Here is an 11,400-nt window from a genome sequence, read left to right as displayed (position 1 = left end):
GGTGCCCGATCATGCCACGCGCCGGGGGCCCGCCGACGCTGGGATAGAGTGTCGGACGCTCTGGACCAGGAGCTCCCCCCGACCTCTCAGGAGATCTGCATGTCCGTGGACGTCACCGTCATCGGCCTTGGCTACGTGGGCCTGCCCCTCGTCCAGGAGGCGGTGCGCGCCGGGCTCACCGTGCGCGGCTACGACATCAACCAGGGCGTCGTCGACGCGCTGAACGGGGGCACCTCCCACATCGACGACATCAGCGACGCCGAGCTCGGCGAGATCCTCGCCGGCGGCTTCCGGGCCGCGACGACCGAGGACGTCATCGCCGACGCGCAGACGGTCGTCATCTGCGTCCCGACCCCGCTCGGCGAGGACGGCGGGCCCGACCTCGGCGCCGTCGAGGGCGCGGTCCACGCGATCGCCCGCAACCTCACCGCCGGCAAGCTCGTCATCCTCGAGTCCACGACCTACCCCGGCACGACCGACGAGGTCGTCCGCCCGATCCTCGAGGCCGGCGGGATGACCGCGGGTGAGGACTTCCACCTCGCCTTCTCGCCCGAGCGCATCGACCCGGGAAACGAGAAGTTCGGCGCGAAGAACACGCCGAAGGTCGTCGGTGGCTTCACCCCCGCGTGCGGCGACAAGGCCGCCGCGTTCTACGGCCAGTTCGTCGACACCGTGGTGCGCGCCAAGGGCACCCGCGAGGCCGAGACGGCCAAGCTGCTCGAGAACACCTACCGCCACATCAACATCGCCCTCGTCAACGAGATGGCGCGCTTCTGCCACGACCTCGACATCGACCTCTGGGACGTCATCGACGCCGCCAAGACCAAGCCGTTCGGCTTCCAGGCGTTCTACCCGGGCCCGGGCGTCGGCGGCCACTGCATCCCGATCGACCCGAACTACCTCTCCTACAACGTGCGCGCGAAGCTCGGCTACCCGTTCCGCTTCGTCGAGCTGGCCCAGGAGATCAACGCGACGATGCCGGCGTACGTCGTCCAGCGCGCGCAGGACCTCCTCAACGAGGACGGCAAGGCCATCCGCGGCGCCTCGGTGCTCCTGCTCGGCGTCACGTACAAGCCGAACATCGCCGACCAGCGCGAGTCGCCGGCCGTGCCGGTCGCCCGCCACATGCTCGACAAGGGCGCGAAGGTCAGCTTCCACGACCCGCACGTCGACGCGTGGAAGCACTTCGGCGACACCGTCCCGGCCGCCGGCGACCTCGACGCGGCGGTGGCCGAGGCCGACCTCGTCGTCCTGCTGCAGAACCACCGCGGCTACGACGTCGACGCCCTGGCCGGTGCCTCGAAGCGCTTCTTCGACACCCGCGGCGTCGTGACGCCGAGGGACCGTGCCCACCGCCTCTGACGAGGCCCGCCGCCCGGCGCCGTCGGCCGGTGCCCTGAGCGACGCGGACGCCGAGGAGCTCGCGCGGAGCAACGGGCTGACGCTGCTCACGGCGCGGCCCTCGTTCCCGGACTACGTCCGCGACCTCTGGCAGCGGCGGGGCTTCGTGCTGACCCTGTCCCAGGGGCGCACGGAGGCGCGCTACCAGAACAACCGGCTCGGCCGGCTCTGGTCGGTGTTCAACCCGATGCTGCTCATCCTCAGCTACTTCCTCATCTTCGGGGTGCTGCTCGGGACCCGGCGGGGCGTCGACAACTTCATCGGCTTCCTCTCGATCGGCGTCATCGTCTTCGGCGTCAGCGGCTCGGTCATCTCGAGCGGTGCGCGGTCGATCACCGGCAACACCGGCCTCGTGCGGGCCCTGCGCTTCCCCCGGGCGGTCCTGCCCGTGTCGGTCGGCGTCACGGAGGTGCTGGCCGCGCTCCCGGCGTTCGGGGTGCTCGTCGTCCTCATGCTCGTCAGCGGCGAGCGCCCGACGTGGACCTGGCTCCTCCTGCCGCTCGCGGTCGCGCTCCAGCTCGTGCAGGTCATCGGGCTCGCGCTCATCGCGGCCCGCATCACGCACGGTTCCCGCGACCTCGCCAACCTCATCCCGCTCCTGCTGCGCCTCCTGCGCTACACGAGCGGTGTCTTCTTCTCGATCTCGCACTACACGGCGCGGGCGCCGTCGGTCGGTCACGTCCTCGAGTACCAGCCCTTCGCGCTGCAGCTCGAGACCGTGCGCCAGTCGCTGCTCGCCGAGACCCCGCTGGAGCTGATGCCGTGGATCGCCTCGGCGATCTGGGCCGTCGTGCTCCTCGGCGGGGGCCTCGTCTTCTTCTGGCGTGGGGAGGCCACCTATGGGCGCGGCTGAGCGCACCCCCTCCGTCGTCGTCTCGCACGTCGACATCGTCTACCGCGTCTTCGGCAGCCGGGCGCGCACCGGCGACCGCCCGCCGGGCCTGCGCGGGATGCTCGCGCGCGGCGACCGCGCCCCCCGCCGGGTGCACGCCGTCAAGGACGTGTCGTTCGTCGCGTACCACGGCCAGTCGATCGGCATCATCGGGCGCAACGGCTCGGGCAAGTCGACCATCCTGCGGGCCATCGCGGGGCTCATCCCGCCGACGAGCGGCCGGGTGTGGGCCGACGGCTCCCCGGCGCTGCTCGGGGTCAACGCCGTCCTCGAGAAGTCGCTCTCCGGCGCGCGCAACGTCTACATCGGCGCACAGGCCCTCGGCCTGACCAAGGCCGAGGTCGACGCGAAGTTCGACGAGATCGCCGACTTCGCCGACATCGGCGACGCGATCCACCTGCCGATGTCGACCTACTCGTCGGGGATGGCCGCGCGGCTGCGCTTCGCCATCTCGACGGCGGCGCGACCGGGGGTCCTCATCATCGACGAGGCCCTCTCGACCGGTGACGCCGCCTTCCGCGAGCGCAGCGCGCAGCGCATCGAGGACCTGCGCGGGGAGGCCGGCACGGTCTTCCTCGTCTCGCACTCCGCGAACACCATCCGCGAGATGTGCGACCGCGCGATCTGGCTCGACCGGGGCGAGCTCGTCGCCGACGGTCCGGTCGACGACGTCGTCGACGCCTACGAGGAGGCCGGTCGCCGCGGGACCATCGGCCCGATCGAGATCGAGCAGGACGTCCCCGGCGTCGAGCGCTGGGCGGGCAAGGACCGCTACGCGGTGTCGGCCACCACCTCGGCACGCGCCGTCGAGCCGCGTCCCGAGCGGGTCCTCGTCGCCGGTGGCACCGACCTCGCCGTCGCCCTCGCCGCCGTGCCCGCGGCCGTGCGCTCCAACTCCCCGCTGCTCCTCGTGCGCAGCCGGTCCGTCCCGCCGGTCGTGCTCGCCGAGCTGCGTCGCCTCGCGCCCGACGAGGTCGTCGTCGTCGGCGACCCGCAGGGCGTCGGCGACTCCGTCGTCGAGGCCCTCGAGAAGGCAGGCCTGGACACGCGGCGCGTCCCCGGCGGCGACAGCCAGACCGTCGTCGCGACGCTGGCCCGGGACGAGGCCCCCACGGGCCGGCCGGTCTTCGTCGTGCCCGCGCGCGACGAGGCGGCGGCCCTCGCCGCCGCCCTGCGCGCGGTCGCCGTCGAGGGCACCGTGCTCGTCGTCGGCACCGACGGGGTCGACCCCGAGGTGCTCGACACGCTGCGGGCGCTGCGCCCCTCCGAGGTGCACCTCCTCGTCGAGCGCGCCGACCTCGCCGCGTCCGTCACCGACGTCCTCGCCGAGGCGGCCGGGGTGCCCGTGCGGCGCCACCTCAGCCCGTCGCCCGCGGAGGTCGCCGTCGCGGCGACCGAGGGGCACCGCGAGAACGTGGACCTCGTCTACGTCGCGGCCGCCCCGGCCGACGCGGTCACCGGCGCGCTGGTCGCCGCGCAGAGCGGCATGCCGCTGCTCCTCGTCGAGCGCGACGCGGTGCCGGAGCCCGTCCACGACGCCCTGCGGCGGCTGCGGCCGGCGCACGTCGTCGTCCTCGGCGGGGTGCCGTCGGTCTCGACGGCGGTGCGCCAGCAGCTGACCGACTACGTCGTCGACGAGGACGCCGACGAGGCCTCGCGCCTCGAGGACTCCTTCTGACCGGTCGGGTGCCGTCGGCCGACGGGTCCGGGCGTGGAGCAGCCCCGTCGTCACGGTGACGGCGCGGATCCTCGCTCGTGACGGGGATGCAAGACCGTCACGACGGAGCAACCCCGTCATCACGGTGACGGCGCGGATCCTCGCGGTCCTCGGTCGGCCCGCGCCGGGTCAGACCGAGTCGGCCCGGCGGTACTCCTCGTAGTTGTGGCCGAGCAGGCCGGCGAGCGTGCCCACCCCGGAGGCGACCCGGCGCACGGCGAGCGAGCGCAGGGCCGGGCGGGCCAGGGCCACCGGCAGCAGCACGACGCCGTGGCCGGTGCGCAGGACCGCCCGCGCGAGCACCTCGAGGGTGGTCCGCGGGCCCGGCGCGAGCAGCCGCCGGGCGACGGTGTCGCCGGCGCCCGACCGGTAGGCCCGGCGCACGTACCAGCCCCAGGTGAGGCGCGCGCCGCCGATGGTCTCCTCGACGACCGCCTCCTCGCACCACTCGACGACGAACCCCTCGCGCACCGCGCGGAGGAAGAAGTGCAGGTCGCTGGACCCGGTGTGCCGGAACGCGTCGTCGAACGGCACGTCCAGCCGGTCGAGCACGGCCCGGGAGACGAGGGCGTTGCCGGTGTACCCCTTCGACATCCGGGTGCCCGTCGTGTGCCGTCCCGTGGGGTCGAACAGGTCGCTCGAGCGGGCCCAGGCGGGGGCGTCCGCCGGCAGCCGCCGACGGACCGGTCCGGTCACGGCGTCGGCGCCGGAGCGCCGCCAGTGGCCGACGAGCGTCGCGAGCCAGTGCGGCGGCGCCTGCTCGTCGTCGTCGACGAAGACGAGCGCGTCGGCGTCGGCGGCGAGGGCGAGGGTGACGATGCGGCGGCGCACCGCGGGGATGCCCGGGTCGGGCTCGACCTCGTAGGTGACCGGCCAGCCGAGCGACCCGGCCAGCGCGTCGGCGACCTCGCGGGCGCTGCCCGCGGGGTCGTTGTCGACGACGACGAGCCGCGGCTCGACGCCGTCCAGGCCGGTCTGCGCGGCGAGGGTCTCCCCGAGCCGGCGCAGCCCGTCGGGCCGCAGCCGGGTCGCGACCCCGACGACGACCCGGAGCGGGGGAGCGGCCGTCAGCGGGTGCTCCCCGGCGCGGGCTGCAGGTCGACCGTCAGCGGGGCGCCGGTGGCCTCGCGGACCTGCTCCTCGGTGACGTCCGGGGCGAGCTCGCGCAGGACGAGGCCGTCCTCCGTGACGTCGATGACGGCGAGGTCGGTGATGATCCGCTGGACGACCTGCTTGCCGGTCAGCGGCAGCGAGCACTCGTCGACGATCTTGTGCGAGCCGTCCTTGGCGACGTGCTCCATGAGGACGACGACCTTCTTCGCGCCGTGGACGAGGTCCATCGCGCCGCCCATCCCCTTGACCATCTTGCCGGGGATCATCCAGTTGGCGATGTCGCCGGTGGCCGAGACCTGCATCGCGCCGAGGATGGCGGCGTCGACCTTGCCGCCGCGGATCATCCCGAAGGACAGGGCGGAGTCGAAGTACGAGGCACCGCGGCGGACCGTGACGGTCTCCTTGCCGGCGTTGATGAGGTCGGGGTCGACGGCGTCCTCGGCCGGGTACGCGCCGACGCCGAGGATGCCGTTCTCGGACTGCAGGACGATCTCGACGTCGTCGGGCACGTAGTTCGGCACGAGGGTCGGCAGGCCGATGCCGAGGTTGACGTAGGCGCCGTCCTCGAGCTCGGCGGCGGCGCGGGCGGCCATCTGCTCACGGGTCAGCGGCATGGCTCAGGCCTCCTGGGTCGCGCGGACGGTGCGCTTCTCGATGTGCTTGTCGGCGGCCTGCTCCGGCGTCAGCGGCAGGACGCGCTGGACGTAGATGCCGGGCAGGTGCACCTCGTCGGGGTCGAGCTCGCCGGGCTCGACGAGCTCCTCGACCTCGGCGACCGTGACGCGGCCGGCCATCGCGGCGAGCGGGTTGAAGTTGCGGGAGGACTTGTTGAACACGAGGTTGCCGTGCCGGTCGCCCTTCCAGGCGCGAACGAGGCCGAAGTCGGCGACGATCGCGTGCTCGAGGACGTACTCGCGCTCCTCGCCGTCGCGCTCGAAGACCCGGACCTCCTTGGCGGGGGAGGCCTTCTCGACGCCACCGTGCCCGTCGTACTTCCACGGCAGGCCGCCGTCGGCGACCTGGCTGCCGACCCCGGTCGGGGTGAAGAAGGCCGGGATGCCGGCGCCGCCGGCGCGCAGCCGCTCGGCGAGCGTGCCCTGCGGGGTCAGCTCGACCTCGAGCTCGCCCTCGAGGTACTGGCGCGCGAACTCCTTGTTTTCCCCGACGTAGGAGGAGACCATCCGCCGGATCTGCTTGCTCGCCAGCAGGATCCCCAGACCCCACTCGTCGACCCCGCAGTTGTTGGAGACGACCTCGAGGTCCGTCGTGCCGGCGCGGTGCAGCTCGGCGATGAGGACCGACGGGATGCCGCAGAGCCCGAACCCGCCGACGGCGAGGGTGGCCCCGTCGGAGATCCCGGCCACGGCCTCGGCAGGAGTGGCGACGACTTTGTCCATGGCGGGCACTCTAGTGCGGGGTCGTGGGGACCCCACGAGCGGTCCCGGCCACACCGACCGGGCGGTTCGACGGTGCGCGGCACCACCCCCGCCGACGCCGCCCCGGCCGTTCGGTCACGATCTCCTGTGACGCCAGTGAACGCAGGGGTCCCCTGTGGCACCCTGACTGCGTCCGACCCCCTGCCTCTGGACCCCCATCATGACCTCTGCTGCCCTTCGGCGTCCCCTGTCCCTCGTCGTGGCCGTCGCCGTGGCGACCGTCGTGCCCGTCCTCACCTCCGGTGGGACCGGCGCGGCCGCCGCCCCGACGCCCGTCCCCACCGCCCTGCGCTCCTACGGCCTGGCCCCCACCGGCGGCACCGCCGCCGCGGCGCCGTCGACGTCCTCGGCGCAGGAGCGCTCCGCCGTCGCGACGCCGCCCGCCGCGCAGTCCCGCGTCGTCGAGATCGGCGGCCGGGCGCACGTCGTGGGGGTGACCTGGCCGGACGGCGCGGTGGCGTCGACGGCGCGGGTCGAGATCCGCGAGGAGCGCGCGGGCGCCTGGGGCGCCTGGCAGTCCCTCGAGGCCGAGTCCGACGACGGGCCGGACGCCGGCACCCCGGAGCAGCGCGGCCAGCGCGGCGGCACCGCCCCGTGGATCTCCACCGCGGACGCCGTCCAGGCCCGCGTCGTCGGTGACGCGACGGGCGGCACGCAGGCACGCCTCGACGTCGTCGACGCGTCGACCACCGCCGCCGACGAGGCCGTCACCTCCACCCCGGCCGGCAGCGCGTCGGCCGCCGGGACGATGCCCACCATCCTCACCCGCAAGGACTGGGGCGCCGACGAGAGCATCCGGCACGCGAAGCTCGGCTACGGCGAGATCAAGGCCGCCGTCGTCCACCACACCGTCGGCTCGAACACCTACTCCTCGTCCGAGGTGCCGAGCATCATCCGCGGCATCTACGTCTTCCACACCAACGGCCGCGACTGGGGCGACATCGGCTACAACTTCCTCGTCGACCGCTTCGGGCGCACGTGGGAGGGGCGCTACGGCGGGATGGACCAGCCGGTCATCGGCGCCCACGCGATCGGCGTCAACAGCCAGAGCTTCGGCACCTCCGTCATGGGCGACTTCACGTCCGCCGCAGTGCCCTCGGCCGTCGTCACCGCCCAGTCCAAGCTCATCGCCTGGAAGCTCGGCCTCGCCCACGTCGACCCGACGACGACGACGACGCTCGACGGCTTCGGCACCAACCCGACGGTCATCGGCCACCGCGACGTCTACGCCACGTCGTGCCCCGGCGCGCAGCTCTACGCGAAGATCCCGCAGATGCGGACGCTCGCCCGCCAGTACCAGGGGACGATGCTCTACGGGCCGCGGATCAGCCGGACCGCCTGGTCCTACGGCGGGTCCGGGGCCGACCTCTCGGCGCGGGCCGGGGGAGCGATGACCTGGACCATCACGGTGTCGAGCCCCTGCGCCGGCACGGTCGCCTCGCTGCGCGGCACGCGCAGCGCCGCCGGCGGGTTCTCCGTCCGGTGGGACGGCCGTGACTCCTCGGGCGACCTCGCCCTGCCCGGCGACTACGTCGTGACGATGACGGGGAAGGCCGGCTCCGGCAGCACCTCGAGCTCGACGGTCGAGTGGCCCGTGACCATCGCCGCGACGACCGGGTCACCGCCCGGTGCCTGCCCCCCGCGCCTGGAGGGGTCCGACCGGTTCGCCGTCGCCGTCGCGGCGTCGAAGGCCAAGGACCCGTCGACCCGCAAGGTCGTCCTGACCAACGGCCAGGCCAACGCGATGGCCGACGCGCTCGTCGCCGCGCCGCTCGCGCAGAAGCAGGGCGCCGTGCTGCTCCTGACGAACACCACCAAGCTGCCCTCGGCGACCCGTGCCGAGATCGTCCGGCGCAAGGTCACCCAGGTGACGGTCGTCGGCGGCGAGCCGTCGGTGTCGTCCGCGGTCGTGCGCGAGCTGACCTCGCTCGGGGCCACGGTGACGCGGATCGGCGGCGCCACGCGCTTCGAGGTCGCGGCCAACGTCGCCCGCGCCGTGACGGGCGGCGCGGCGGCCCCGGACGTCCTCGTCGCCAGCGGTCGGCAGGCCGCGCTCGCCGACGGCCTCGCGCTGTCCGGCCCGGCGACCCGCCTCGGCCGTCCCATCCTGCTCGTCGACGCGACGGTCCCCGCCGCCACCCGCACGGCCCTGACGACCCTCCAGGTCCGGCGGACCGTCGTGGCCGGCGGCGCCGTGACCGTCCCCGACACCGTGCTGCGGGCGCTGCCCTCGGCCCGGCGCCTCGACGGCGCGAACCGCTACGACCTGTCGGCGAACATCGCGACGTGGGCCCGCGGGGCCGGTGTCCCGACGGCCGACGTGCTCGTCGCGTCGGGCGAGACCACGGGGCTCGCCGACACGTTGTCGGGTGGTCAGCTCGGACGCCCGACCCTCTACGTCCGCCAGGCCGCCACGAGCCCCTCGGTCGTCGCGTGGCTGCGCGCGGACCCGGCGTCCACCGCAATCACCGTGCTCGGGGCGCCGGTCACCGTGTCGTTGCGCACCGGCGGCTACCTCCGCGCGGCGGTGACCCCGTGACGCGCGCCCGGCTGCTGCGGCCGCTCGTCGCGGCGACGGCCGCGCTCGCCCTCGGCGGCGCCCTCGCCCCGGCGGCGCTCGCGGGCTCGGTGACGTGGGGGGCCGACCAGGCCCGGCCGGGGCCCTCCGCGTCGGGCGAGACCCCGACGGTCCTCGCGCCGTCGCCGGCGCCGGCGCAGGCCCGGACCGCGGCCGCCGCCGGCACCTGGACCCTCTCGGGGGCCGGCTGGGGGCACGGGGTCGGGATGAGCCAGTACGGGGCGATGGAGATGGCCCGCGACGGCTACACCGCGTCGCAGATCCTCCGGCACTACTACACGGGGACCGACTACACGGTGGTCGACGACTCCGCCCAGGTCCTCGTCAACCTGCAGCACCAGACCTCGTCGACGACCTTCTCGACGTCCGCGCTCTCGGCGGGCGGGGGGACCCTCACCGTCGTCTCCGGCGGGACCGCGCTCACCGCGCCCGCCGGCACCACCGCGACCGTCACGGCCTCCGGCTCCGGCGTCAAGGTCACCTGCCCGGGGTGCAGCCCCGCCACGACGGCCTCGGGCACCACGGCGGCCGTGTACTGGGACGACACGAGGACGTTGCTCTCGACCGGCGGGGCGCGCTACCGCGACGGCAGTGTCGCGGTGAGCCGCACGCCGGGCGGCTCGACGCTCGAGGTCGTCGGCCGGATGCGCCTGCACGACCAGTACCTCGACTACATCCGCGAGGTGCCGTGGTCGTGGCCGACCGCCGCGCTCGAGGCGCAGGCCGCCGCGGCCCGCGGGTACGCCCTCAGCGCGATCCGGGGCGGGGTGCGCAGCGCGTGCGCCTGCCACGTCTACGACACGGTGCAGAGCCAGGTCTTCGGGGGCTACCCCGGGTCGGCGGACCTGCCCTACTGGAAGAGCTGGCAGGCTGCGGTGCGCGCGGCGGGCTCCGGCACGCGGGGCTACGTCGTCACCTACCAGGGCGCGGTCATCCAGGCGTTCTACGCGTCCTCGACCGGCGGACGCACCCAGAACAGCGAGGACGTCTGGTCCTCGGCCGTGCCGTACCTGCGCAGCGTCGACGACCACTGGAGCCTGCGCTCGAGCAACCCGCGCCGGGCGTGGGTCTCGCGGCCCTCCACCTCGACGCTGGCGTCCGCCTTCGGCCTGCCCGACGTGGCCTCGCTGGACCTGTCCTCCCGGGACGCCTCGGGCGCCGTCCACACGGCGACCGCGACCTCGACCGGTGGTGCGCGGGCGAGCATCAGCGGGGCCTCGTTGCAGGCCAGGCTCGGGCTCTACTCGAGCTACGTCGCCCGTCCCACCGAGCGCATCGACGGCAGCAACCGCTACGCCGTGGCGCAGGCCGTCGCGGCGACCCACGACCAGGGCGCGAGCACGGTCGTCATCGCCAGCGGCGAGGACGCCGGGCGCGCCGACGCCGCCGTCGCCGGACCGCTCGCCCAGGCCCTCGGGGCGCCGCTCCTCCTCACCCAGCAGGGCAAGCTGCCGACGCAGACCCGCGCCGAGCTCGCGCGTCGGGCCGGCTCCCTGACCCGGGCCGTCGTCGTCGGGGGCGCGCCCACGGTCGACGACGCCGTCGTCACCGAGCTGCGGGCCCGGGGTCTCTCGGTGACCCGCCTCGGCGGGCGCGACCGCTACGAGGTGTCGGCGGCGGTGGCCCGCCGGGTCGCCGCCGAGCGCCCCGTCGCCGCGGTGGTCGTCGCCTCGGGATGGGCGCTCGCCGACGCGCTCGGCGCCGGCGGACCTGCCGGCGCGGTGGGCGAGCCCATCCTCCTCACGCGCCAGGACCGGCTCCCGGACCCCGTCGTGAGCACGCTGGGCGACCTCGGCCTGGACGCCGCGCGGATCGTCGGCGGCACCCCCTCGGTGGGGGCCGGCGTCGAGACCGCGCTGCGGGCGCGCCTCTCCTCCGTGCGTCGCCTCGACGGTGCGGACCGGTACGAGGTCGCGGCCGCCGTCGCCGCCTACTACCTGCCGCGCCTGGGCGCGGTCACGCGGGTGTCGCTCGCGAGCGGCGAGGACCGGGCGCTGACCGATGCGCTCACCGCCGGCTCGCTGGGGCAGCCGATCGTCCTCACGCGCAGCACCGACCTCCCGCCGTCGAGCGCGGCGGCCCTGCAGGCGATGGCCGGCCTGGAGCGGGTCGTCGGGCTCGGTGGGACGGTGTCGGTCTCCACCCGCGTCCTCGACGCCGCCGGGGACGCATGAACGGCGTCCCCGGCATCGGCCGTTCGGGCCTTTACCAGGGCAAGTACACGCGTGTAATTCGACGGAATCGCTTGCGGCACGCCCGTGCC

Annotated in this window: 8 protein-coding genes; 5 read left to right on the top strand and 3 right to left on the bottom strand. The window is 74.6% G+C overall.

The genetic code is table 11. From position 1 onward, the window contains the following. Nucleotides 1-99 precede the first annotated feature (99 nt). Genes KMZ30_RS10270 through KMZ30_RS10260 form a run of 3 tightly spaced genes read left to right on the top strand, consistent with a single transcriptional unit; the run spans nt 100 to nt 3,971 of the window. Nucleotides 100-1,362, top strand: a complete 1,263-nt coding sequence (locus KMZ30_RS10270) for a nucleotide sugar dehydrogenase (RefSeq protein WP_215512829.1) — start codon at nt 100-102, stop codon at nt 1,360-1,362. Then, nucleotides 1,346-2,254: an ABC transporter permease gene (locus tag KMZ30_RS10265; RefSeq protein ID WP_308279730.1), complete on the top strand. Its 909-nt coding sequence runs from the start codon at nt 1,346-1,348 to the stop codon at nt 2,252-2,254. The genes KMZ30_RS10270 and KMZ30_RS10265 overlap by 17 nt, the downstream gene beginning before the upstream one ends. After that, nucleotides 2,241-3,971 (top strand): ATP-binding cassette domain-containing protein, encoded by a 1,731-nt coding sequence (locus KMZ30_RS10260; protein ID WP_215512828.1) that lies wholly within the window; start codon nt 2,241-2,243, stop codon nt 3,969-3,971. The genes KMZ30_RS10265 and KMZ30_RS10260 overlap by 14 nt, the downstream gene beginning before the upstream one ends. A gap of 168 nt (nt 3,972-4,139) precedes the next feature. Here the strand turns inward: KMZ30_RS10260 and KMZ30_RS10255 are convergent, their stop codons facing one another. Genes KMZ30_RS10255 through KMZ30_RS10245 form a run of 3 tightly spaced genes read right to left on the bottom strand, consistent with a single transcriptional unit; the run spans nt 4,140 to nt 6,520 of the window. After that, nucleotides 4,140-5,081, bottom strand: coding sequence for a glycosyltransferase (locus tag KMZ30_RS10255; RefSeq protein ID WP_226902439.1), 942 nt, complete (start codon nt 5,079-5,081; stop codon nt 4,140-4,142). Continuing rightward, a complete protein-coding gene (locus KMZ30_RS10250) occupies nt 5,078-5,737 on the bottom strand; it encodes a CoA transferase subunit B (RefSeq protein WP_215512827.1) in 660 nt (219 codons plus the stop codon). The genes KMZ30_RS10255 and KMZ30_RS10250 overlap by 4 nt, the downstream gene beginning before the upstream one ends. Nucleotides 5,738-5,740: 3 nt before the next feature. After that, on the bottom strand, nt 5,741-6,520 hold the full coding sequence (locus KMZ30_RS10245; protein WP_215512826.1) for a CoA transferase subunit A: 780 nt from the start codon (nt 6,518-6,520) through the stop codon (nt 5,741-5,743). A gap of 199 nt (nt 6,521-6,719) precedes the next feature. Between KMZ30_RS10245 and KMZ30_RS10240 the strand changes: the two genes are divergently transcribed. Then, nucleotides 6,720-9,098, top strand: a complete 2,379-nt coding sequence (locus KMZ30_RS10240; protein WP_215512825.1) for a cell wall-binding repeat-containing protein — start codon at nt 6,720-6,722, stop codon at nt 9,096-9,098. After that, the gene (locus KMZ30_RS10235) at nt 9,095-11,311 is read left to right on the top strand and encodes a cell wall-binding repeat-containing protein (RefSeq protein WP_215512824.1); all 2,217 of its coding nucleotides are present in this window, start codon (nt 9,095-9,097) and stop codon (nt 11,309-11,311) included. Before KMZ30_RS10240 ends, KMZ30_RS10235 begins: the two co-directional genes overlap by 4 nt. Nucleotides 11,312-11,400 lie beyond the last annotated feature (89 nt).

Origin of the sequence: Phycicoccus mangrovi, assembly GCF_018729305.1 — a bacterium.
GTDB classification, from domain to species: domain Bacteria; phylum Actinomycetota; class Actinomycetes; order Actinomycetales; family Dermatophilaceae; genus Phycicoccus; species Phycicoccus jejuensis.
This window is presented reverse-complemented; position numbering and strand designations above follow the sequence as displayed.

What these genes read in the sequence shown, in the direction of transcription:
- KMZ30_RS10240 (WP_215512825.1), top strand. Translation starts at nt 6,720, where the DNA reads ATGACCTCTGCTGCCCTTCGGCGTCCCCTGTCCCTCGTCGTGGCCGTC.
- KMZ30_RS10250 (WP_215512827.1), bottom strand. Translation starts at nt 5,737, where the DNA reads ATGCCGCTGACCCGTGAGCAGATGGCCGCCCGCGCCGCCGCCGAGCTC.
- KMZ30_RS10260 (WP_215512828.1), top strand. Translation starts at nt 2,241, where the DNA reads ATGGGCGCGGCTGAGCGCACCCCCTCCGTCGTCGTCTCGCACGTCGAC.
- KMZ30_RS10270 (WP_215512829.1), top strand. Translation starts at nt 100, where the DNA reads ATGTCCGTGGACGTCACCGTCATCGGCCTTGGCTACGTGGGCCTGCCC.
- KMZ30_RS10245 (WP_215512826.1), bottom strand. Translation starts at nt 6,520, where the DNA reads ATGGACAAAGTCGTCGCCACTCCTGCCGAGGCCGTGGCCGGGATCTCC.